Annotated in this window: 21 protein-coding genes; 5 read left to right on the top strand and 16 right to left on the bottom strand. The window is 70.3% G+C overall.

From position 1 onward, the window contains the following. Positions 1 to 38 precede the first annotated feature (38 nt). The 15 genes from Q664_RS36680 to Q664_RS62380 form a co-directional block, all read right to left on the bottom strand. Positions 39 to 944 carry a COG1470 family protein gene (locus Q664_RS36680; RefSeq protein WP_043406809.1) on the bottom strand — a complete coding sequence of 302 codons (906 nt, stop codon included), beginning with the start codon at positions 942 to 944 and terminating at the stop codon, positions 39 to 41. Beyond that, positions 944 to 1,459: a phage tail protein gene (locus Q664_RS36675; RefSeq protein ID WP_043406806.1), complete on the bottom strand. Its 516-nt coding sequence runs from the start codon at positions 1,457 to 1,459 to the stop codon at positions 944 to 946. The genes Q664_RS36680 and Q664_RS36675 overlap by 1 nt, the downstream gene beginning before the upstream one ends. After that, positions 1,446 to 4,037 (bottom strand): putative baseplate assembly protein, encoded by a 2,592-nt coding sequence (locus tag Q664_RS36670; protein ID WP_043406803.1) that lies wholly within the window; start codon positions 4,035 to 4,037, stop codon positions 1,446 to 1,448. The genes Q664_RS36675 and Q664_RS36670 overlap by 14 nt, the downstream gene beginning before the upstream one ends. Beyond that, positions 4,037 to 4,471 carry a GPW/gp25 family protein gene (locus Q664_RS36665; RefSeq protein WP_043406801.1) on the bottom strand — a complete coding sequence of 145 codons (435 nt, stop codon included), beginning with the start codon at positions 4,469 to 4,471 and terminating at the stop codon, positions 4,037 to 4,039. The genes Q664_RS36670 and Q664_RS36665 overlap by 1 nt, the downstream gene beginning before the upstream one ends. Further along, the gene (locus Q664_RS36660; RefSeq protein WP_043406799.1) at positions 4,468 to 4,806 is read right to left on the bottom strand and encodes a hypothetical protein; all 339 of its coding nucleotides are present in this window, start codon (positions 4,804 to 4,806) and stop codon (positions 4,468 to 4,470) included. The genes Q664_RS36665 and Q664_RS36660 overlap by 4 nt, the downstream gene beginning before the upstream one ends. Then, positions 4,807 to 6,327: a phage baseplate assembly protein V gene (locus Q664_RS36655; RefSeq protein ID WP_043406795.1), complete on the bottom strand. Its 1,521-nt coding sequence runs from the start codon at positions 6,325 to 6,327 to the stop codon at positions 4,807 to 4,809. After that, on the bottom strand, positions 6,324 to 7,085 hold the full coding sequence (locus Q664_RS36650) for a CIS tube protein (RefSeq protein ID WP_043406792.1): 762 nt from the start codon (positions 7,083 to 7,085) through the stop codon (positions 6,324 to 6,326). The genes Q664_RS36655 and Q664_RS36650 overlap by 4 nt, the downstream gene beginning before the upstream one ends. Before the next feature lie 1,143 nt (positions 7,086 to 8,228). Then, positions 8,229 to 8,717: a phage tail protein gene (locus tag Q664_RS36640; protein ID WP_052519123.1), complete on the bottom strand. Its 489-nt coding sequence runs from the start codon at positions 8,715 to 8,717 to the stop codon at positions 8,229 to 8,231. Further along, on the bottom strand, positions 8,710 to 9,927 hold the full coding sequence (locus Q664_RS36635) for a phage tail sheath family protein (protein WP_043406785.1): 1,218 nt from the start codon (positions 9,925 to 9,927) through the stop codon (positions 8,710 to 8,712). Before Q664_RS36635 ends, Q664_RS36640 begins: the two co-directional genes overlap by 8 nt. Before the next feature lies 1 nt (position 9,928). Further along, positions 9,929 to 10,612, bottom strand: coding sequence for a carboxypeptidase-like regulatory domain-containing protein (locus Q664_RS36630; protein ID WP_152622553.1), 684 nt, complete (start codon positions 10,610 to 10,612; stop codon positions 9,929 to 9,931). A gap of 135 nt (positions 10,613 to 10,747) precedes the next feature. Then, positions 10,748 to 10,870 (bottom strand): hypothetical protein, encoded by a 123-nt coding sequence (locus Q664_RS62390; protein ID WP_268811436.1) that lies wholly within the window; start codon positions 10,868 to 10,870, stop codon positions 10,748 to 10,750. Continuing rightward, the gene (locus tag Q664_RS58325) at positions 10,867 to 11,637 is read right to left on the bottom strand and encodes a hypothetical protein (RefSeq protein ID WP_152622552.1); all 771 of its coding nucleotides are present in this window, start codon (positions 11,635 to 11,637) and stop codon (positions 10,867 to 10,869) included. Before Q664_RS58325 ends, Q664_RS62390 begins: the two co-directional genes overlap by 4 nt. Then, complete coding sequence (locus Q664_RS62385; RefSeq protein WP_043406778.1) at positions 11,634 to 15,281, bottom strand: hypothetical protein; 3,648 nt, start codon at positions 15,279 to 15,281, stop codon at positions 11,634 to 11,636. The genes Q664_RS58325 and Q664_RS62385 overlap by 4 nt, the downstream gene beginning before the upstream one ends. Before the next feature lie 236 nt (positions 15,282 to 15,517). After that, complete coding sequence (locus tag Q664_RS36615; RefSeq protein WP_152622551.1) at positions 15,518 to 16,825, bottom strand: hypothetical protein; 1,308 nt, start codon at positions 16,823 to 16,825, stop codon at positions 15,518 to 15,520. A 60-nt stretch (positions 16,826 to 16,885) separates the two neighbouring features. Continuing rightward, positions 16,886 to 17,785, bottom strand: coding sequence for an SRPBCC family protein (locus Q664_RS62380; RefSeq protein WP_052519122.1), 900 nt, complete (start codon positions 17,783 to 17,785; stop codon positions 16,886 to 16,888). Positions 17,786 to 18,008: 223 nt separating this feature from the next. Between Q664_RS62380 and Q664_RS36605 the strand changes: the two genes are divergently transcribed. Both Q664_RS36605 and Q664_RS36600 read left to right on the top strand, forming a co-directional pair. Beyond that, on the top strand, positions 18,009 to 18,728 hold the full coding sequence (locus tag Q664_RS36605; RefSeq protein WP_160174579.1) for a hypothetical protein: 720 nt from the start codon (positions 18,009 to 18,011) through the stop codon (positions 18,726 to 18,728). An 11-nt stretch (positions 18,729 to 18,739) separates the two neighbouring features. Continuing rightward, positions 18,740 to 19,306 carry a hypothetical protein gene (locus Q664_RS36600; protein WP_043406773.1) on the top strand — a complete coding sequence of 189 codons (567 nt, stop codon included), beginning with the start codon at positions 18,740 to 18,742 and terminating at the stop codon, positions 19,304 to 19,306. Positions 19,307 to 19,339: 33 nt separating this feature from the next. Here the strand turns inward: Q664_RS36600 and Q664_RS58315 are convergent, their stop codons facing one another. Continuing rightward, the gene (locus Q664_RS58315; RefSeq protein WP_152622548.1) at positions 19,340 to 20,053 is read right to left on the bottom strand and encodes a hypothetical protein; all 714 of its coding nucleotides are present in this window, start codon (positions 20,051 to 20,053) and stop codon (positions 19,340 to 19,342) included. An 814-nt stretch (positions 20,054 to 20,867) separates the two neighbouring features. On the opposite strand from Q664_RS58315, the gene Q664_RS36595 reads away from it, so the two are divergent. From Q664_RS36595 to Q664_RS61580, 3 genes are all read left to right on the top strand, one after another. Continuing rightward, a complete protein-coding gene (locus Q664_RS36595; RefSeq protein ID WP_052519120.1) occupies positions 20,868 to 21,824 on the top strand; it encodes a hypothetical protein in 957 nt (318 codons plus the stop codon). 3 nt (positions 21,825 to 21,827) lie between these two features. Then, the gene (locus tag Q664_RS36590; RefSeq protein WP_043406769.1) at positions 21,828 to 22,298 is read left to right on the top strand and encodes a hypothetical protein; all 471 of its coding nucleotides are present in this window, start codon (positions 21,828 to 21,830) and stop codon (positions 22,296 to 22,298) included. A 279-nt stretch (positions 22,299 to 22,577) separates the two neighbouring features. Then, positions 22,578 to 23,024: hypothetical protein (locus tag Q664_RS61580; RefSeq protein ID WP_235217018.1), on the top strand; the 447-nt coding region annotated here is incomplete at its 3' end.

Genomic DNA, 23,024 nt, shown 5'->3' with positions numbered 1-23,024 from the left:
GGCTCGCTCCTGGGAGGGAGGTGGGTGGGAGTTGGGGTTCAAGGAGCGGGTGTCACCCGCTGCGGGGTCAGCTCGCGCAGGAGGCGCGGATCCACCTGGATGCGCGGGCGCTGGCACCTGCCGTCGATGCAGAGCAGTCCCAGCGGGCAGCGGATGGGGCAGGCGGAGACCTCCGGACGGCACTGCTGGCCCGAGCAGTTGCCCGAGACACACTGGGAGGGGTGCGTGCACTTCTCCCCGATGGGGATGAGGCAGAAGCCCTGGTGGCACGTCAGCGGCAAGCGGCAGTCGTCGTTGCCCTCGCAGGTGTCGCCCAGGGTGAGCTGCTCCTCGCAGGTGCCCTTCTCGCAGCGGAGGGTGGCGCACTGCTCGCTCCGCTCGCACCCCAGGAAGCCCTGCTCCCCCACGCAGACGTTGCCCTCGCCGCAGGAGAGCTTCGGCCCGCACCGCGGCGCCTCCTGCGCGCAGGCCGCGCCCAGCCCGGGCGCTTCCCCCCCCCCACGCCCGGCGAGGATGGCCACCACCACGCCCACGATGAGCAGCACCCCGGCGGCGAGCGCCACCAGCCACCAGGGAAAGGGTTTCTTCACGGGCCCCGCCGCTTCCCGCACGGTGAAGGCCACCGCGGGTCCCCGGGCATAGTGCTCGTCCGGATTGGAGATGCTCGCCACCATCAGGGCGAAGCCGTAGGAGCCCGGCGGCGTGCCCGCGGGAGCGGAGAACCTCACCGGGATGACCGCCGTCCCATCCGGCGGCAGGGTCCGCTCCATCCCGTCTGGGAATTTCATCCACTCGGCCCGGGTGTTGCCCTCCGGCGCCACCGTGGCGCGGACGGCCACGCCCATGCCCAGCTTGTTGGAGATGGTGAAGGACACCTCGCCGTGGCCCGCGGCGTCCAGCTGCACGCTGCTCGTGGTGGCGGTGACGTCGAAGGCGCGCGGCATCAGCTCGCTCCTGGTGTGGGCTGCCCGAAGTGCAGCTCGTAGGTGACATAGGCGGGCTTCTCCCGCTCGATGATGGCCTCCACCATGGGCCGGTGCGCGGCCAGCTCCGCCGGGGCGCTCACGCGCAGGTGGAAGGGCCGGGGACGCCCGTGGGGGCCCGGCACCTGCTCCTCGATGACGAAGTCCTCGCGGCCCGTGGCCGTCCGCAGGAAGAGCAGCAGCCCCCGCGCCGTGCCCCGCCAGCGAGACAATTCCACCGCCGCGGCCACCAGCTCGCGCATCCGCCCCAGGCCCGTGGTGACGGGCACGCCCAGGTCCACCCAGTGCGCCAGGAAGGGCACGAAGCGCTCCGGCGCGCGCAGCGGGTGGAAGAGCGAGGGCAGCTCGGCCAGCATCGCCTCGGAGGGCGCGTGCAGCGCCTCCATCACGTCCATCAACGCCACCAGCGGGCCGTCCTCGTGCAGGGTCCGCTGGAAGACGCCGGGCAGCAGCCGGGTGATTTCATTCCGCTTCATCGACCGTCACCACCTCGAGCTCATGCGGGCCCGACACCAGGAGCCAGGAAGGAGGCAGCGTCACCTTCTCCGTGAACTCCTGCGTCGAGCAGTTGCCGTACTGGCCCCCGGGCTCGCGCTGGCGATGGACACCGGCCGGGCCGCCCGCGAGCAGCAGCCCGCCTCCGGGCGCCGCCGCCAGGGCGAACACGGGTTGGAAGAGTCGCTCGCGCTCGCGCAGGGGCAGCCCGCTGTCCACTCCGGGGCGGCTCCACGAGGCCTCGCGCCGGCTCGCGTCCATCCACAGCACGCCCGCCCGGTGCGTGGCCGCATAGGCCCGGGCCCCATCGAAGGCGAGCGCGAGGCAGCTTCCTCCATCCCAGCTCTTGTCCAGGGGGCGCCACCCGTCCGGCGGGTCCGCCGAGCCGAGCAACTCCCAGCTCGAGCACCCCTTGCCCGGGTCCGCGCCACTGGCCGCGGCCAGCCCCGCCCAGAGGAAGGAGCGCGGACCGTCCCGCTGCACCTCCAGCACGCGCACGTCCTGGCCGCGCAGGCCGATGTGCCGGAAGCTGTTGCCGCGCCCACCGCTGCTGGAGAGGTACACGCCACGCAGGCTCATCCCCGACACCGCGACGCTCACCCCGCCGCGCGCGTCCGTGGAGGCGGCCACGGAGAGGAAGCCCAGGTCATGATCCGAGGGGTCCACCAGCACCTGCAAGGGGGTGGCGCCCGCCTGCACCGCCAGCTCGAAGAGGCCCACGCGCGTGGCCATCAGCAGCACGGGCACCCCGTCGCGCATCATCCACGCCAGGTCCTCCACATGGTCCAGCGTGTGCGTGGTGGGCCGCCACGTCTCGCCGCTGTCCAGCGAGAGGTGGAGCCGGGAGCGCTGGGGCTCGTCCGCCAGCCGCGCGGCCACGGCCACCAGTCCGGCGCGCTGCGGGTGGGCCTCCACCACCTCCACCTGCTCTCCGGGGAAGCGGCCCACGGGCTCCCAGCCATCCGCGTCGGACACGGTCCGGAAGAGCGCATCGTCTCCCCCCGCGTAGTAGGTGCGCGGCTGGAAGGTGTCCTCGCAGAGCGTGCGCACGTCCTTCGGCACCTCGTCCACCAGCAGGCGCACCTGGTCCACGTAGCTGACCCCGGGCTCGGCGAGCAGGGTGTCGTAGACGTGTGAGACGCGCAGCGACTGGCCGAAGCGCCAGCCTCCCGGTTGCAGCTTCGTGGGCATCGGGTTGAGGGCCTGGTGCAGCCGCTCCAGCGAGCGACGCTTCAGCGCGGCCGGGTCCTCCGCCCGGTGCACCACCACGCGCGCCCGGACGCGCACCGTCTTGTAGCGCGCCCAGCCCACCTGGCACGTGGTGCCCAGGGGCCTCCGCTCGTTCAGCGCCGTCTCGATGCGGGCGCGGGCCTCCTCCGTCTCGTGCTGGCGCAGGGACTCCTGGGTGACGCCCTCGCCCGAGGGCCCCTGCACGTTGGGCGGCAGGTAGGGCACCAGCAACACCTCCACCGCGCCCGGCAGCGCGTGCGCCCAGAGCTGGGCCTGGGTGAAGGCCTTGGCACGGGCCACCGCTCCCGAGCTGCGCAGCGCGAGCCGCTCGTAGTCCTGGGCGGTGATGGCGCGCCCCAGCGAGTGCAGCTCCTGCGGTCCCCGGACGAGCGCGTTCTCCAGCGTCTCCGCCGCGCGGCCTCCCACGGCCGGCGAGGGGTTGGTCACCTTCACCCCGGGCAGCGCCGTCTTGACGGTGTCCAGCGCTCCCGCGGCCACGTTGCCGGTGAGCCCCCCGCCGCGCAGGTACCACAGCATGATGGCCCGCCCCGCCTTCGGCACGGCCGCCAGGGCCCGGGGCTCGGGGGACAGCGCACCGTCCTCTCCCGTCATCCGGGCCGCGGGCGCGAAGGTGAGGGTGCCCGTCATCCGGTCCACCACGTAGGCGGGCTCGTCCGGCGGCAGGTTGGCGAAGCTCTCCACCTCGCGCCAGATGCGGAACGTCTTGTCCCCCAGCTTGCGCGCCGGCACACGGCCGTCCAGCTCGTCCGGCAGGGCCTCCACGCCCACCATCAAGTCCCGGCCATCCCCCGTGGGCGCCACGATGGGCGGGCGGCGCGCCGTCACGGACAGGCCCGGCATTCCCGTGCCCACGCCCGCCAGCTCCGCCTCCACCTGCTCGCCATGGTGGGCGAGCACTTCCACCTCCGTGCCACCCACCGGAATGCGCACGGGCTCGGCGGTGAGGAAGATGACGGGCTCGGCGTCGGCCTCGGCCCGCGAGGTGGTGACGCCCGTGCCCCGCGCAATCTCCACCACGCTGGTGGCGGGACGCGCGAGGCTGAAGCGCAACCGCACCGTGGCGGCGCTCGGAGGTTGCAGGCGCACGCCGAGCAGGCGGAGGAACTCGACGTACGCCTTCTCCGGCAGCCGGTTGAGCCGGTAGAGCATCGTCTCCGTCAGGTGGGCGAAGACCTCCAGCAGCACCATGCCCGGGTCATGCGGGCTCAGGTCGGTCCACTCGGGGCTCGTCCGCGCGATGCGGTTGCGCGCCTCCTCGAGGAGTTGCTGGAAGCTGCGGTCATCCAGGTTGGGCGAAGGCAACGGCATCAGGCGGGCCCTCCCGCGAGGTCGAGGCCGAAGCGCAGCCGCTCCGTCCGCTGCGTGGTGCGCACGCGGTACTCGAGCGAGATGTCGAGCCGGAAGGGCTCCTCGGCGCTCCGGTTGGCGTCCACGTCGAGCAGATCGATTCGAGGCTCCCAGCGCACCAGGGCGCGGCGCACGTAGTGGATGGCGAGGCCGGCGGTGGTGTCGTCGTTGGGAGCGAAGACGAGCCGGTGCAGCTCGCAGCCGTAGTCCGGGCGCATGACACGCTCACCGGGCACGGTGGACAGCAGCAGGAGGATGGCCTGACGCACCGAGGCCTCCTCCTGCACCATGGCGATCCCCCCCGAGGGAGACAGGTGCAGGCCTCCGGGCCCGACACCGACGAGGTCCAGGTCCGGGTGGAGGAAGCGCCACGCGCGGTAGCGGGGAACGTTCATCGGTCCTCCGACACGAAGGGCTGGCCGGGAGCGGTGCAGTGGTACTTCACCACGCCCGGCGGCGTGCCATCCGTGAGGCCGGTGACGATGTCGAGCACCACGGGTTTGCCGTCCACGCGGATCCACGAGGAGTAGCCCGCCCGCACCGCGAGCGTGGTGGTGCACGGCTTGATGGTGGGCCCGATGTTGGGGCAGCCCGTGATGGGCCGGCCCTCGGGGTCCGCCTGCACGAGCACCGGGCGGCCCTCGATGGTCACCCACGACTGTGACGCGGTGAGGCCGATCCTGCCCAGGTGCGCGCACTGCATCAGTGCGTCCACGGTCACCCAACGCATTCAGTCCCTCCTCCGGAAATCGATGGTGGCGGCTTCGATCGTGACGGATTTGCCGGGGGCCTCTATCTCGAGCGCCGTCTCGGCATGCAGGCGGACGACATGGGGAGACAGCTGCAGGTAGCTGCCGAGCGGGTCCTCGACCCGGAGTGTCTGCGTCTCGTCGTTGAGGCGCAGCTTGAGCCCCCCCGGGGTGAGCAGGTTGAAGCGGCGCACGGCCGCGCCGGAGACACCGGTGTCCGGGGGTCCGTTCGCTCCGTAGAGGCCGCCCACCACCACGCCGCGTGCCGGGTCCTCGCCCGAGAGGACGAGCAAGACGGTGTCGCCCACGTCCGGCAGCATCACCAGGCCCTTGCCCGCGCCAGCGCCCGCGCAGAGCACCTGCATCCAATCCGTCTCCACGTCACCGCAGGTGGGCAGCGAGACGCGCACGCGGCCCTTGTTGTCGGGGTCGTCCACCCGGCTCACCACGCCCGGCACCACCGAGGAGGCGCGCGGCCGGGTCCGCCGGGGCGGTGGCGCGGAGGACAGCTCGGAGAGGAAGCCGTGTTGTGCATCCAGGGTGTGCGTGACGGCGGTGAGGACGTACTGGCCCGCCACCACCGGCACCACGCCGCGCACGTCCACGCGCGTGCCGGGGCGCAACCGGGGGTCTCCCTCCGCCACACCGGTGAGCACCACCTCGCGCGCCAGCCGGTGGTCCAGCTCCGCCAGGGCCAGGGCCTCCGCGTGCGCGGTGTCCTCCGCGTTCTCGTTGACGAGCGCCCGCTCGCCACTGCCGCCCACGCGCTCCGGGGGAACGGAGGCCTCCACCCGCCGGCCCAGGCGGCCTCCCGAGGGGCTCGCCGTGTAGACCTGGCCCTGCAGGGCGTTCCACCCCGCCGAGGACACCGAACGGCACGCCGCGTCCCCATTCACCTCCACGCTCGCCTCCAGCAGCGACTCGCCCATCACCAGGGGAATGGGGTCTCCATGTCCGTCCAGGGACAGCACACGCAGCACGCCCTCCTCCAGCACCAGCCACAGGCCGCAGCGCTCCGTCTGCTCCACGAGGAACTCGAGGTCCGACTGTCCGTGCTGGATGAGGTGGTGCGAGAGCGGCCCGGGTTCGGAGGCCTCGACGGACAGGCCGAGGTCCGATACCAGCTCGCGCGCCAGGTCTCTCGGCGTCACCTGCGCGTGCACCCGCACCGGCTGCCGCTTGCGCAGGCGGTGGAGCAGATCATAGCCCCGGACGCGCACCTGCCTCGTGCCCGAGGCACCGTGCACGTACTCCACCGCCGTCACCTCGCCCACGAAGAGCGGCTCGCGCCGGGCCGCCACCGAGACGCGCAGCGCGGTTCCCGGAGGCAGGCCCCGCGTGGCCAGGGCGCCTCGAGGGTCCGTGAAGGTGAGCTCGCACAGCGCGGGCAGGGACAGGTGCTGTTGGACGCGCACCGACTCCAGGGCACGCAGCTCCTCGGGCGCCAGGGGCGTCCCGTCCACCTCCACGCGGAGCTCGGGCAGTCCCCGGACGGACCTCATGTCGTCCCCCGGATGGCCGAGGCCGGTGGCAGGCGCAGCACCGTGCCCGTGTTCAGGTGCATCGGATCGTTGATGCCGTTGAGCGAGGCGATGAGCCTCCACAGCGACGGGTCCCTGTAGCGCTCCCAGGCGATCTCATCCAGGCGCTGGCCCGAGCCCGGATCCGGTCCTCCGCTGAGGACGGATTGGGTGTCGAAGGCCTCGGGCGGGAGGCTCGCGGCCACCTGCCCGGCCAGGTGCTCGTTCTCGGCGCCGACGCCGCCCGGGGGGACGCGCGGAGCCTCCACCTGCCGGGCCACCTCCTCTTCCACCCGCAGCAGGCGCAGCGAGAGCCAGGAGCGCCGGGGTGCACCGGTGGGAGTGAAGTGCTCCAGGCGCTCGGCCACCGCGGCCACCACGCACGGCATGTTCAGCACCTTGCCCCAGACGACACGCAGCAACGAGGGCCGGCCGTAACCGTCCTCGGCATGCGCGTTCTCCGCGAGCTGCCACAGGGGCCGCGTCAGGTCCCTCACGTCCTCGGACGTCACCGAGGAGCCCGCCAGCGTCACGTCGAAGAGGAGCTCCAGGTTGAGCTCGGTGGTGCCGCCGCCGGTGAAGAGGAGCGGGTCGTCCATGAGCCCCGAGCCGGTGAGCGGCACACCCAGCGCGCGCCGGGGCCGAACACCCGCCGTCCGGCGCAACACGAGCGTCTCCGGGTTGAGCAGCGCGCCCAGCCGGAGTCCTTCGGGCTCGATGAGGAAGGCCACGCGCTCCATCACTCACCTCGCTGCTCGCGCTCCAGCCGGCGCAGCCGCTCCCAATGACGGAGCGCTACCAGTGGATCGCCGGGTTCAGGGGAAGGAAGCTCCGGAGGCTCCGGCCATGCGGGCAGGGCTTCTTCGGAAGAAGACACCACGCCGGGCGCGGATGACGGCTCAGCCCTGGCCGACTCCCGGGAACGCGAGGTCTCCCGGCCAGAGGGCTCCGGCATCGGGAACGACGAAGACCGCGTCGGAGGCAACGAGGCCGCACCCACCGCGAGCCCTGGATCCATGACCGAGCCCCTCTCCCCTCTCCCTCTGGGAGAGGGACGGGGTGAGGGTGTGAAGGACTCCGGACCCGGGTTCCCCTCCTGCTGGACCGGACGTGTCCCGGGCAAGGGCATGAACCCCTGGCGCTCCGGAGGCGAGGAGGTCTCGGGAAGCGGGCGGAAGGAGAGCCCTCGGGCCCGGGTGGAGCCCGCCTCTCGCTGAATGCCCGTGCGAGGAACCGTGGGAATGGGGCCACCCTCACGCGGCGGCACCCGGACATCCGGACGCGCGATGCCAGACACCGGAGCGGTAGCCTCGCGTTCCGGCGGTGGACGCGGCACGGACGCACCCGGACGCGGTCCGGAGCTCCGCACGGGCGCGGGAGCGGAGTGCACTACGGAGTGCACTACGGAGCGCACCACGGCGGGAGCCACGCTCACCGGAGTCTGGGGAACGGAAGGCCGCACCAGCGGGACGTGCGCGGGCATCTCGCGGCCGGCGGGTGGAGGCCTCGACAATGGGACACGGGGCCTCGGCGGCGGAGCGGGCACCGAGCCCATGACGGACAGGGGCTCCCGTCTCGGAGGCTCCACCGGAGCCACCTCCTCCAGTTCCAGTCCCTCGAGCAGATGCGGTGCCCCACGGCGCACGCGCTCCACCCAGTCCGCGGGCGGGCCTCGCCGCGTGGACCGCACCCATTGCATCCAGTGCTCCGGTGGGCCCGCGTCCGGCTGAGGGACGACCCTCACCCCACCCCTCTCCCAGGGGGAGAGGGAGTCTTCCACGGGCAACTCCACGGCGGGCTCGTTCAGGACGGACTCCGCCCAGACCTTCACCCACCGCGCCACCGTGCGCACCAGGGCCCTGCCCCGGCTCTTGTCCGCCCCTTCAGCCGCCACGGTTGATGGACTCGAAGACGAGCGTGACGGACTCGATGGCCACCATCTGCCCCAGCGCATCCAGCGCCGCGCCCTTCCACCCCGAGGGCCAGGCATCCACCAGGTTCCAGCGGAACACCTCCGTCAGTCCATCCGGTCCCGTCATCAAGATGGAGACGTTCTTGCGGCTCGGCGTGCCGTTCACCGACTCCATGAACCAGTTCCACAGCTCGCGAGACGTCGTCAGCCCATAGCGCAGCGTGACGTCCCCATACGCCACCGGCCCGGCCAGCCTGCGCACCACCGCGCCCGCCCCACCCTCGCGGTAGCGCAGCGCGTTCACCTGCACCTCCAGCCCATGGCACTCGGTGAAGTGCCCCTCGTTCACCCCGTTGATGTCCAGCTTGAAGTTGTACGCGCGCAGCGGGTCCACCAGCGTTCCCGGCTGGGCACCTGGCTGCTGCGGGGGTGGATTCTCCGCCTGCTTCGGATCAGCCACGGGCCGCCTCCTCCGTCTGCTCCACACCGCCCGAGTGCTGGCCGATGCGGAAGATGATGAACTCCGCCGGCTTCACCGGCGCGATTCCGATGACGCAGATCAACTGCCCCGCGTCCACCACCTCGGGAGGGTTCGTCTCGTCGTCGCACTTCACGAAGAACGCCTCCTGCTCCGTCCGGCCCACCAGCGCCCCGTCCCGCCACAGCCGCCGCAGGAAGGCGCTCACGTCCCGGATGACGGCGCGCCGGAGCGACAAGTCATTGGGCTCGAACACCACCCAGCGCGTCCCCTGGCCAATGGTCTCCTCCACCATGCAGAAGAGCCGCCGCACGTTGATGTAGCGCCACTCGGGGTCACTCGACAGCGTCCGCGCGCCCCACACCTTGATGCCGTCCCGGGGGAAGAAGCGGATGCAGTTGACGCCGCACTGGTTGAGCACGCCCAGCTCCTCGCGCGTCAACGGCGTCGCCAGGCCCTCGGCCGCGTTCACCCCCTCGTTGGCCGGCGGCTTGTGCACCCCGCGCGTCCCATCCACCCGCGCGTAGATGCCCGCGATGTGCCCGGACGGCGGCGCGTTCACCAGCCGCTTCCGGTCGAACGGGTCGTACATGGAGACCCACGGGAAATAGAACGCGCCGTACTTCGAGTCCCGGGCCCGCTCGCCCTTGGAGCGTCGAGGCCCCGCGCCTGCCTCCCCCTCCTTGCCCGCCACGGGCGCCGAGACCGTGCCCACCTCGCACAGCCGCTCCACGGTGGCGTCCTCGGGCGCGTCCAGCACGGCCACCCGGTCCATCATCTGCTCGGCGTGGGTGAGCAGCGCGTTGTACGAGCCCGGGTCCGTGTAGCCGGGCGCCGCGACGATGGCCACCTCGTCCACCTCGCGCAGCACGTCCAGGCCCTCGCGCTTGCGCCCGCTGCCCAGCAGGCTGGGGCTGTCGCCGATGTTGACGACGAAGCACCGCCGCCCGCCGTTCTCGAAGAAGCCATACACGGCCAGCGACAGCGGCGTGCTCCTCACCTCCTTGCCCTGGCAGAACTCCTTCACGAACTGGGACCAGTTGTTGATGGCCACCGGCTCGTGCAGGCGCGCGCCGGCATTGGGAGCCTTGCCCACGAAGCCCGCGGTGCTCGTCCCCGCGGCCTCCAGCGGCTTGGGTCCGGTGGACACCTCTTCGATGTAGATACCGGGTGTCAGATAGCTCGTCGCCACGTCATCCCTCCTTCAACGGCAGGCGCACCAACAGCGCTCCCTCCTCGGTGGGGAGCTCCTCGGCACGCACCGCGAGCACTGCTCCCTTCGCACGCACCTCCAGCCGTCCGAGCGGCGTGTCGGCGGGCACCGAGGCGATGCGGAAATGGCCTTTCGCGTCGGTGCGCGCGTTCAGGCCCATGGACGGCAGCTCCACCTGGGCATCCGGAATGGGGATGTCCCCGGGCCCCACCACGCGGCCCAGCAGCACCGTCCCCGGCACGGTCCGGGTGATGAGCGGCACCCGCACGCGCGGAATGACCGGCAGCGGACGCTCGCGCTCCAGCGGCACGCGCAGGCGGAAGGCGGGCCTCGGAGCCACCCCCAGCGCCGCCCACAGCGGCACCGGCACGGGCGACAGGTCCACCTCGAAGCCCGGCTCCTCCATGGCCGCGAAGACGAGCTCGCCCAGCAGGTGGTGGGCCCGCTCCGGAGATTCCCCACCCGCGGTGACGAGGTAGCAGAGCGACACCCGCAGCGGCGGCCGGCGCGACGTGCGGGGCGGCGGCGCTGGCGCGAGCTCCAGCAGATAGAGCCCCACGCTCCGCTCCACCGAGTCCCGGTCCGGCACGGCCAGCGACACGGGCGCATCCCCGAGCACCCGTCCCACCCAGCTCTTCAAGCGCTGATCGACTTCGTCGATCATAGGCCCTTTCGCCGAGCCTTCGGGGATTTCGAGAGTTGGCTCTCGCACCCTTTCTCGGAGTTCCGCGAGACTGGACACGTGCCAGGGACCAGGGAACTGGCCTCGAGGGAGGTGGGCGCGTCCGCGCGCCGACACTCAGCGCCTGGGCCAGTCCGCCAGCAGCCGCATGGCCTCCGCCTGCTGGCTCCAGTCCACCTTGCCGCGCAGCATGCGCGGGCGCGGACCGGGGGGGCGGCGGACCCGAGCGGGCTCGCTCACAAACGGAACCACTCCTTCGGAATCCCCAGCGCCGCGAGGATCCGCTCGGGCGTCCGCTCGCCCATGACCTCGTGGATGACTGGGAAGAACGAGGTCTTACCGGGCGGGAGCACGAATTGTTCTGTCTTTCTGTTTTTCGTCATGGTGACGTCGAAGAAGTCGAGGTCCGGTGTGGCCGTGACCGCATAGATGGTTGCGCGGGGGAATCGATAGGACAAGTCAATATCCGTATTTCCCAGGTCACTTGTACCATCCGTCAGCAGCAATCCTCGGGGAGTTTCCTCCATGCGGTAATAGCCGGCCGGCAGAGGCCGCCCTGCTTTCTTCGCGAGTGAGTTGAGCACCCTGACCGAGCTGAGTCCCTGTATCAGTGCCACTGTCCGCGCTTTCTTCTTCAACGGCTTCCTCGGGGGCTCTTTGTCCCAGGGCATCACGCACCCGAGCGAGCGTCCCAGGTCCTCCGGTTCCTGGTCTTCTGTGAACTCCTCTCCCTTCAGGAATCGAGAGACATGAAATACTTCCTTGAATCCTTGGATTGCATAAACAGGCTCCTCGCACGCATACGACAACTCCCTCCCGAGCAGCATTTCTGGACCGATGTCTTGATAGCCATTCTCCACGACGGCTTGATAGCGGTCTTTGCCTGGAACGACCATGAAATGGTGCTCGCTCCCATCTTCTAGTTCCTCCAGGATTTCGCGGGTCCGTTTCTCTACCCAGGCGGCTTTCCCGGGAACCAGAACCACCCAAGGTGGTCGCCAGCTCATGGTGCTCCCTCAGTGCCCGCTCCAGGCAGTTTCTCCGGCATATTGAAGGCCGCGCGCAACCGCTTTGTCGTTGCTATCATTTCCACCTCTCTCATCGATTCGATATCGACCGCCACGGAATTTCTTGAGAGAAAGCGCTGTAGTTCCCTCTGGGTTTTCTGACTCAACTCATCCGTACATACCAGGAAAGGCTTGCCACGGGGTGACGTCGCCGCGTCCTCGAGTTGCTCGACAAGTCTCTTGAGCTGCCGGAGGAGTTGCTCCTGCCGCGGCTCAAGCCTTGCGCCCGCCGATTCGAGGGTCCAGGCCTTGAGGGCCCGGCGCCAGGTGTCCGCCGTCCATCCCTTGACTTCCAGGGCCCGGCGTATCGTCCCATCCGCCGCCTCCAATTCGAAGTCGAGGATGTGCCCGTCCTGCATGTGCACCTGCCGCCCGCTCACCTTGTGACCTGGAAACAACCTGTGCGCCGAGCGCTCCGTCACCATCTCCCCCGCGAGTCCTCGCAGGGCAGTGCGCGCCCGCAGTTGGAGTTTCAGGTTACCGGGTGCCTCCGCGGCCTCCTGGAGTGTCTTCCAGGGCGTCATCGCGTCCCGGCCCAGGAAGTTGAGTTCCTCCGCCGTCAACCCTGTCGTACCCAGCCAGCGCAGGTTCAGCGTGCCCCTGACCGCCTTGCGCGCCAGCGCGGTGAGTGCCTCCTCCTCCAGCCCTGGACGGCGCACCAGCCACCCGGCTTCCTCGAGGAACAAGCCCGGCGCCCGGTGCGTCAGCGTCCCCGAGCCGCGCAGCAACTCCGCCACCGCGGCCCGTGCCGCTGGCTGGGCTTGTGCGCGCAGCGACTCCACCGCCTCCAGGTACTGGCGTGCCTCCGGCGCGGGCAGCGCCGCCGCCCGCCGTGCCACCGCGCTCCACGCCCGCGCCCAGGCCTCGCTCCGCTCCCCCAGGCTCCTGAGCGCGCTCAGCGTCCGCTCCACCTCCGGCGTCGCCACCCCCGCCCGCTGGAGGCTGCCCAGCGCCCGCTCCGCCGCCATGTCCCCCCGTACCGAGAACCAGGCGTGCCGCAGCGCCCCGGCCCCCTCGGGCGTGTTGAAGGTCAGCCCCTCTCCCGTGGCCACCACCTTGCCCTCGGCCAGCACCTTCTCCACTGCTCGCGCCAGCGCCCGCGCCGACTCCACCGACTCGCGCAGCCCCGCCGAGGCCTTCTCCCCCATCAGGCCCAGCACCAGCCCGCCCTGCCGCGCCCACTCCCGCGGCAGACCCGAGGTTGCCAGCCGGCTCACGTCCCGCGCCGCCAGCCCCAGCAGCGCCACGTCATGCACCGCCAGGAAGTTGCGCCCCGCCTGGGTGCGCTCCAACTCCTCGCGGTGGCTGTCCACCAACGCCAGCACCCCTACCAGCGCCACCCGCCCCGAGAACGACCTCACCGCCGCCCGGCGCGCCGCCTCCGCCGCGCGCCCTTCCACCGCCGCCCCCGCTCCCAGCGGCGCGCGCGCCAGCGCCGACACGCCCCCGTACAGCAGGTGCAGCTCGCCCAGGCGCCCCACCGCCGCCCACACCAGCCCGCTGTCCGCCTCCGAGGCGCGCAGCGCCAGCTCCAGCGCCGTCATCAGCCGCGTCTGGGGCGTGGGGCCGTGCAGCTCCACCCTCACCCACTCGCGCGCTCGCAGCCCCCGGCTGAGCGGCTGCTCCTCGGTGCTGGAGAGGTAGCGCGCCTCGAAACGTTGGCGCACCGGGCCCAGGCGCAGCAGCGTGTCGCCGCTCCCCGTCCGCTCCACCACCACGTTGAGCAGGTGGCTCTCCTCGCCCTGCCGCCCCAGCTCCACGCCCGGCAGCGCCTCCAGGGGGTCGAGCGGCAGCGGCGCCGAGGCGAGCGCCTGGAGGGTGAAGGCCTGCCCCAACAGCGCTTGCTGGGGGCCCTCCAGGCGCAGCAGCCGCCGCAGCACCTTCGGGTGCATGAGTGTCCGCTCCAACGCCGCGAAGTCCTCCGCGGGCGTGCTCGCCACCACGCGCGCCAGCAGCTCCACCGCCTCTTGCGCCAGCGCCGAGGTGAGGGCCGGCCCTCCCAGCACCGTCTCCAGCAGCCCCTGGCGCTGTCCGGCCGTCAGCAGTCCCAGCACCTCATGGTCCAACCCCAGCAGCGCCTCCGGCTCCTCCGCCGTCGCCGCCGCCAGCGCCTGCTCCAGCAGGGCCCGCCTCAGCCCCTCCTGCCCGCCTCCCCGGCCCTCCACTCCCGGCCGCCACTCCCCCGGGCGGATGAAACGCGTGCCCGGGTAGTACCCGTACAGCCGCGTCCCCGCGTCCTCCAGAGGCTCCACCCCCGTCAGGTTCACCCCTTCCACCGCGTAGCCTCGCCACAGCCCGTCCTCTCCCGGCACCAGCGCCCGCGGCCCTCGCCACGGCCCGTTGCGCAGCCGTACCAGCGCGCGCTCCTGGGTGCGCTCCTCCACCAGCGGCCTCAGCACCCGCACCGCTACGCTCGCGCGCCGCGCCGGCAGGCCCAGGGTGAAGTAGCACCGCCCCACCACGTCCCCCGGCTTCAGTTCCGGCACCCCGTCCGTCACCCGGTAGCCCGTCTCCCATTGCCGCGCCCTCAGCGCCACCGCCTTCTTCAACTGCTCGGAGTCCTCGCCGAGGAAGTCCCACTCCCGCTTCCCCTCCACCTCCACCCGCCTGCCCTCCAGCAGCCCGAGGTAACGGTCGAAGTAGCCGCGCCCCTGCTCATCGCGCACCTCCGCCCGTTGCGCCCACACCAGGCCACGCTCCGCCAGCGCCACTGTCTGCGTCGGCTCCCAGCCCCGCAGCCACGCCTCTTCCCGCTCCAGTTGCGCCTCCAGCGCCCGCCGCACCCGTGCCCGCAGCTCCGGCCGCAAGGCCTCCACCTGCCGCACCCGCACGCAGGCGCGCAGGAGGCTTCCGCCGTCCTCTGGCCCCTCACACGCCTCCTCGTCGAAGGCCCCCACTGCCCCCGCCTCGCCGAAGAGTTGCTCTGCCACCTGCGCGCGCGAGGCCTGCGCCGGCACCCGCAGCACCTCCGGCTGGTGCGCCACTACTTGCGGTGACCCCAACGCCTCGAACCACTCGGGCTCCTCACCTGTCTGCTCCCCTTCGGGCTCCGCCCTGGCTGGCGCCTCCTCCAGCGGAAACTCCTCCTCGAAAGCCTTCACCAGCGCCTGCCGCCGCGCCTGCTCCTCTCCCACCACCAACCGCCACCTCCTCTCCAGCGGCGGCTTGCCCTCGTGCCTCCACCCCCAGGCGTACCTCACCTCCACCCAGGCCTCTCCGCCCTCCACCTCCTCGGGCAGCGCCACCTCCACCTCCTCCCGCCCCGGCTCGCGGCTCACCACCCGCGGCAGCGGGGACGGCGTTTCCTCTTCCACCTCGTCCACCCGCAGCCGCTCGTCCTCCCCCCACCCCAGGTGGCATTCCGCCTCCACCTCCCCGCCCACCTTCACCTCCAGCCGCCCCGGCACCACCGCCCGCAGCCGCAGCACTCCTCCCGCCCGCACCTCCGCAACCCCCTCCACCCGCGGCGGCTCATCTACCGACAACCTCACCCGCGCCACCCCCGGCACCTCGTCCGCTGCGCTCGCGCCTGCCCACAGCGCGCACACCACCGCCAACAGCGCTCCGTAACGTGGCCACCTCATGGGCTCCTCCTCGCCGGGCTCTCTCCTCCCGAATGCGTGGAAAGCCATCCTCCCACCCACCTCCGACCCCGCTATCGGCCGCTGGGCCATGCAGCCGTGCGAGCGCCCTTGGACAAGCGCCAGTGCCCGGCCTGGATGCGCCGCATCAGCTCCGGGTCCCGGGCGATGGGACTGGGCACGTGCCAGGGTCCAAGGAATTGGTCCCCAGGGAGGTGGGCGCGTCCGCGCGCCGACACTCAGCGCCTGGGCCAGTCCGCCAGCAGCCGCATGGCCTCCGCCTGCTGGCTCCAGTCCACCTTGCCGCGCAGGGAGCCCGGGCTCGAACCCGGCGCCTGGGTCTGGAGGCGGATCTCCTTCCACACCGGGGTGCTCGCGTCGTAGCGGGATTCCCACGCGCTCCAGCGCACGCCTCCCGCGGCGGCCACGGCGCGCTCCACGCACGCATCGAACCCGGCTTCCGAGGGCAGATACCGGAGCTGCTCGATGAGGTGCGGTATCTCGCCCGCCCTCACCTTCGGGGAGGAGCGCGAGCCGGTGATGGCCCGCAGCACCTGCGTGCCCCGGTTCTCCGGCAGGAAGGCCACGTAACCCGGACGGAGCACCGCGTAGCCCTTCCCGGACGCGCCGCCCGGGAGGAGCACCCCCTCGAGGGTCACCTTGAAGCAGAGCACATCCGCCAGACGCTCGGTGCGCGCGAAGTCCAGCGACGGGTGGCGGCGCAGCTCCATCAGGACCGCGAGGAGATGGCCCCGCGCCACGTCCTGGATGAAGAGCTTCCGCTCGCCCAGGACGCGCACGCCGAGGAAGGAGGTCTGGAGGCCATCCTCGAGGACGGAGCGCAGCGGTATCTGCACCGGCTCGCCCGAGTAGGGCTTCCACACGAGCCGCTGGCTGGTGAGCCAGTACCTGCCGGAGCTCACCACGCCCTGGACGATGAGCCCGATGAGCAGCACCAGCAGCGCGAACACCACGGGCGCTCCGCCCCAGCGGTGGACGCCCGGCCCCAGGACGAGCGCCCCGATGATCGCCACGTAGAGCCGGAGCACGAACACGGCATCGGCCGTGTCGCCCTCGAGCAGGCGCACCTCGCCCGGGATGGGCTCCAGGGGAATGGCCTCGACGACGAGCTTCTCGAGCCGGGAGAGCTCCTCCACCAACGAAGGCGCACCCGACACGGGCGCCAGCGCATCGAGCCGCTTGCGGACGAGCGCCTCCAGCCGGCTCCGGAGCACCCAGACGTCCCGGAGCATGACGAGCACCGGGGCGTGCACCGGCCAGCCGTCCATCTGGGCGCGGCGCTGGATGCGGTCCATGGCCTCATGGAAGGCGGCTTCGTGGCGCAGCACCGTCTCGAGCGCACCGGGCTCCACGCGCAGACGCCGCTTCCACCGTCCACCCGAGAGGAGCGACTCCAGCGCGGCGTAGCGCTCGCGCGAGGCCTCCACCACCTCGACCCGGCCCTCGAGCTGACGGCGCATGTCCTCGGGAGAAGGCACCTCCACCCGGGAGCCAGAGGAGACCTCTGTGCGCAAGCGCTCGGACATGGTGGCCGGGCAGCATAGCGGGTGCGCGGGCCCGCGACGTCCGCGCGCGGCCCACCGGTGTCAGGTCGGCGACGCCGTCTGCCCCTCGGTCGGAGCCGGAGTGGGAGCGGGCGTCGGAGCCGGAACAGTCGGCGAGGCCTCCGCGGGAACCGGCTCGCTGGAGGGAACCCCCGTGCCCGGCGAGGCGGGAGCGGCCTCACCCTCGGGCGCTGAAGGCACGGCGACCGGGGCAGTGCCCTCGCCCGCGTCGGGCGCATGCGCGGCCTCCACCGGAGGAACGGCCACGGGGGCGCTCCCCTCGCCCGCGTCGGGCGCATGCGCGACCTCCACGGGAGGAGGCGCGGACGGCACGGGAGCGGCCGGCACCGGAGCCTCGGCCTGCTCCACCGGAACTGGCTCGGGCGCCGGCTCGGGCGGGGCACTGGCCGGGAGCGGGCTCGACTCCACCTGCTTCGCGAGCCCCGCCAGGCCCTCCTCGAGGTAACCGCCAAGCCTCGAGCGGATGAGGGGAACGAGGTAGTGCGCGAGGGGATTGCCGCCCACGCCGCCCTCGTCCACCCACGTCACGCGGGTGCCCTGGCCCTCGGGCGCGAAGGAGATACGGCCGTGCACCAGGTAGCGGCCGTGCTCCACGGACATGTCATAGGCCACGCCCGTCTTCGGATCCGCCCGGGTGAGGGACAGGGTGCCATTGCCCATGCTCCCGCCACTCCAGCTGTGGACGGCGCCCACGCCCTCCTGGGGCCCGCCGAACGTCCACTGGCTGCCCGGGTACTTCTCCGCGCGCCACGGCCCCCACTCGCGCCAGCGCTCGAGGTTGGCCACGTAGGGGTAGACCGCCTCGGGCGGGGCCTGGAGGGTCATCGAGCGCTCGACGCGGAACGTCGAGGGCAGCACCAGACCGATGGCGAGCAACAGCCCCACCAGCGTCGCGGAGGCGATCAGGATCTTCTTGAGCATCGAGAAATTCCACGGGCCAGCGGCACCCGGAGGGCACACCGTAGCAGACCCCGCCCATGGGTCGAGCCCTCCCCGGGGCAGGCGGATGACTTCCACCCACGGCCCCCTGCCCGTCCGCCTGGCTGCCCTGCCAGGAAGTGAACCCTGTGTTCGCGGCTTCTCTCCGGGCCCCGGCTCGCGAATGATTCGCTCCGGGCCGGAATGGTCCTGAGGGGACGGAGCGATGCGCACGACAGTCAATCCGAGGGGCGGCCTGGACACACCGGGTCTCGTCAGGGGGCATGCCCGGTGGGCCCGTGCGCTCACCTGTCTGTTGATGCTGGCGGTGTCACCCGGCGCCCGGGCGCAGCAGGATCCCGAGGACGTGGACATCCCGGCCTCGGAGCAGGAGGAGACGGTGGCCACGCCCGCTCCCACGGATCCCGATGCCGCGCCTCCGTGGAAGACCCGGTTCGGCATGAGGCTGGTGGCGGGCGCACCCGAGGGCCTGGGAATCGCGGCCATCCTCCATCCGCGGCGCTGGGCGCGGGCGCATGTGGGCGCCACGCGGAACAACCTGGGCTTCGGGGCACGCGGTGGGCTGAGCCTCATTCCACTCGAGCTGACCATCTCCCCCCTGCTGGAGCTGGAGTATGGCTATTACTTCAACGCGGACTACGAGAAGCTGCTGACGCAGCTGCACGGGCAGCCCACCACGCCGGCCACGGGCATCCGCAAGGTGGGCTACCACCAGGTGAGCGGCAGCGTCGGGCTGGAGTTCTCGCCCGCGCGCTACGTGACGTTCTTCGGGGGCGTGGGCATCAGCTACTGGTTCATCGAGGTGCCCAACGCGAGGGACTTCATCCTCGAGGCCACGGACGATCCGGAGCTCACCGCCCGGCCGCTCAACATCGGCCTCTCCAGCCCGGTGGCGAAGCTGGGCCTCCTCATCTACTTCAACTGACAGGCTTCACCATGCGTGCCCTTCCCCGCGTCCTCCTGCTGACCGCCACCACGCTGCTCGCTCCCGGCTGCCGGAAGATCGCCGACACCTTCTTCGTGGTGAACGCCGAGACGGAGGAGATCTGCAAGAGCCAGCGGAACATCGAGTTCCCCGGCGCCGGGCCGGACTCGAGGACGCTCGTGCACACCTTCGAGTTCCCGCTGGGGCAGATTGGCGCGGACCTACCGGAGGGGCGGCTCGAGACGGACTTCCGGCTGAAGCTGTTCCAGTTGGACGTGACGAACGACAGCGCGGACCTGAGCGGGCTGGAGTACGCGAAGGTGTCGTTGAGACGGGTAGGGGCGGAGGAGGCCATCCGGATCCTGCTCGAGTACCGACAGCCCTCCCAGGCGTTCTCGCCCACGCAACTGACGCTGCGCGGAGTGGAAGCGGCGAGGGTGGCGGAACTGGCGCGCGAGGATCGGCTGGAGCTGGTGTTCGAAACGCAGGGAACCCTGCCGGCCCAGCCCTGGACGGCGGACATCATGGCCTGCGCCGGACTCAGGGCCGAAGTGCACTACTTCGACTTCATCTTCTGACGGCGGCGGCCCATCACCGGCCGGAACGGACGCTCAATCCGCGAGCGGTTGTATGACCTCGTAGAGGAATTGGGGACGATCCGCCTGTGACCACTGACCTGGATCGAGCGGCGTACCTGTCGGGCCCAGGATATAGACGCTGAACCCTCCGCTTGCCGCCAGCGCAGAGGGTGGTGGTCCGTACCCGTAAACACCTGCTGCATCGGTCTTGACGAGTTGGCTGCCGGCACATCCGGCTGAAATCCCTCCGGGACCCCAGACATCCTTGATGGCATAGCTGTGGGCGACTTGCAGATTGGTTGCTCTCTTATAGGCCGTAACCCTGATGATGGAGTCAGCGGTCACCCCCTCATGGTACACGCAGTGCCTTGGAATCGGGTCACTTGCGCTCACATGCCAATTCGTGAAGCCTTCGGCTCCCATCGACTTCGTGGCAAGCCGGTAGGCCATCGAGTTCCAAGCAGTCACGCTGCGAGAGAGCGTCACGTTCTTGAGTTCGACACTGCCTTCGCTCAAGTGCAGAAGCACTGTCCGGTTACAAGCAAACCCAAGGCTCTGCGCCTCCCCATCACAAAAAGGGCTTTTGGAGGCGCCTCCATGCACCGCGATTCCTCGAGAACCCCGCGATGTATCAACCCTGAGGTTCGTCCCGGAGTTCATCGCCCCATCGATGCGCAGGCCCTGATGACGGCCCCACGGCTCCAGATGAACCCCTGACGGGGCGATGAGCGGCCCCAGGTCACTCACATCTGAGTTCCTTCCAAAGGACTGCACATAAAGACCAGAAGCAGTGGGGCTGTATCCAACGGACGAAGCATCCCGTAGCCCGCTCGGAGACCAATCGTCAGCCGGAAGGCGCGGCGGGTTCAGGACGATCCTGACACCAGGAAACGAGTTACACGCAGCACCTGGCTGCGAGGCCTCACATTCGGGCGTCTCATGGAGGATGTCGACCCCTTGTGAGTGATCACCACATCGCCCCGGTGGGTTCTCGGTCCGGCTATCGAGCCACAGCGTGTGATTTCCAAATCGCCAGAATCCCGCCTGATGCGGCGCACAGGAATCCACCAACTGGCGCTGCGCATCAGCCGAGACCCCAGACGGCACATGAGTAGCGGACGTCCCCACTAAATCTGCCCTGCCCTCACCACACGCCACCGCCGCGCAGCAAAGCGTAAGCATCACTACGAGTTTCATAGACCGCATCACGCCCCCATCTTCTCGTTCGAGACAACCGTTGCCACGGCACGACCCCACTCCAAACCGGGCCTTGTCTTGTATCAGGAGGTGAATCACCCTGGACAATCAGGGCATCTTCAATGACATACAAACAACACTCACCTCGTCCCACCTTCAGCCAACATCGAGGGAACATCACGCCATCGAAGAACCCGTTCTTGCCGCTCACCGCGTGGCTCCACACCTTCAAGGTGAAGGCTCCGCGTGCCACTGCCTCTGGCATCTCCACCTCCACTCCGACGCTGCGCCTCTCGCCCGGAGCGAGGGGTTCTTGCGTCCACACGCCCTCCTGCGACTTGCTGGCCCACGACTGGAGGCCGCCATGCTGGGCTCCCTCCTGCTGGCCGTCTGGTTCGACTTCCTCAACCTCACCGACGCGGCGCTCTCCCGGCACATCCATGGCGTGGAGACGCTGTTCATGAACATGGACCGCGTCCAGAAAACGCTCGAGCCCGCCATGACGGCGCTCTCCTCGTCGGAGCCAGAACAAGTGGAGGCAGCCGCGCAAGACCTCCCCGCCCTGGTAGAGCACCTCACCGGCGAGTTCGCCGCACTCCGTGAGGCCATACGCCAGGGGGCGGAAGTCATCCAGAAGGCTCTGGCACTGCAGGAGGCCATGGAGGCGCTCACCCTGCTGTCGGCGCTGAGGTTCTCACTGCCCCGGATGCTGCCGCGAGCCGGTCCCGCCACACTCGGCGCGGGCCTCATGGTGGGCTCCAGCGGCGTGATGGTGGGCACGCGTCTGGTGGCGTCCGCCGAGTGGGTGGAGATGATGCGTCAGTTGGTGCGCGCGGGCGTCCTCTCCGTGCCCGCCGTCAGCGCCGCCGTGCGGATTCAGGCCGGCCAGATGATGATGGCGGAGGCACACGGTGCGCTGCCCAGGGGCGTGCGCGAGGCGCTAGGCGACAGCCCCGAGGTGCGGGGCATGCGCGTGACGGGCAAAACAGGGGCCGGCATGGCCGAGCCACCGCGGCACCACGTCATGCCCAAGAAGTTCCGCGAGTGGTTCGAGAAGCGTGGCTTCACCGGCAAGCTGAGCATCGAGTGGTTCTGTGTCACGCTGCAGCAGGCACACCACCAGGCAATTCATGGCGGTGGAAACTGGAAGCTGGGACGCGAATGGCCCGGTGAATGGAACCGGATGATCATGGAGGCGCTGTACGAGACCGAGACCAAGACTGGCCGGATGTTGACGCGGAACGAGGTCTTGAAGTCCGTAGCGGGCTATATGAAATTGTACGACATCCCGATGAACTTCGTCCGCTGCCGAGGGAAATGAGCGATGACCGACGGACGTTCCTGGGAGGGTAACTGGAAGGTGCGCCTGTACGAGCGGGTCCGCGAGCGAGGGTACGACTCGCTCACCGCCTTCGCCGAGGCGCGCCCCACGTCTTCGCTGGTGGCGCTGGCCGAGGAGCTGGGTCCGGACGACATCGCGGGAGTGCAGGTGTTCAGCGGGTTGCTCGCCGAGGCGGAGAGAAGCCACAGGGTCACTCGCTTGATACGCGGGCAACTCGTGCGCGAGCTGGCTGAAGCAATCCCCAACGGCTGGCCAACCGTGCTCGACGACGCCAACCGGTTCGACGTCGCACATGCACTTGCCCGTTGGGGGACGTTCACCCCAGAGACCCAAAAGGAGCGCGTAAGGCGGATCGGTGATGCGCTCCTTGCCACGCCACCGCCCCCCGGTTGGCGCCCGCTTGGGCCCGACGACGAACTGCTGCGCGCGCTCCTGCCCGATGAGAAAGTCTGATCCTCGCCTGTCCTCCAGAAGAGGAAGCACCATCAAACGAAACAGGGGCACAGGCTAGCCTCGCACTCGCGGCAGGCGACTTCCACGAAGGCCTACCCGCCCACGTCTCCCCCCCATTCGCGCTCAAGCGCTCTCCTTCATCAGGAAGTCGTACGCCGGGCCCTACGCTCGTGCACGTTCACCCGGTGCAGCTCGGGCCGACGCTCGTGCCGCATGGGGAAGAGATAGAACTCATCCCTCACCCAGAGGAAACCCGCGCGCGCATACCAAGAAAGAACCATGACTGCCCAGATGAAGTATTACGAAATATACGACGACGTATACATCCCAGGGCGTTGGCATTTGAGAATGCCGCTCTTCAAGGATGGCGAGGACGCGGGCAGGCCTGATGACGACAGGCGCGAGTTGTTCGATACTTGGCGATTCAACGAGGGGCGCGTCCTGGAGATCGATGAGCCAATCCGTCTGTCCGTGAAGCCCACGGGCATTGCACTCGAATACACGGAGTCCATGGGGATTCCCGTTGTCCACCGTCAGGTCGTCTCGCTCTTCGAGCGTCTGGGACTCCAGAAGGAGGTGCAGTTCATCCCCGTGGAGGTGGAGGGGCAAGCGGAGCCCTGGTTCATCCTCAACGCCCTGCAAGTCATTCGCTGCATCGACGATGCCCGGTGTGACGAGGTGTTTTATTGGGGGCCTGAGGATGGCGAGCCAGACAGGATAGGCGAA

It is taken from the genome of Archangium violaceum Cb vi76, assembly GCF_000733295.1.
GTDB classification, from domain to species: Bacteria; Myxococcota; Myxococcia; order Myxococcales; family Myxococcaceae; genus Archangium; species Archangium violaceum.
This window is presented reverse-complemented; position numbering and strand designations above follow the sequence as displayed.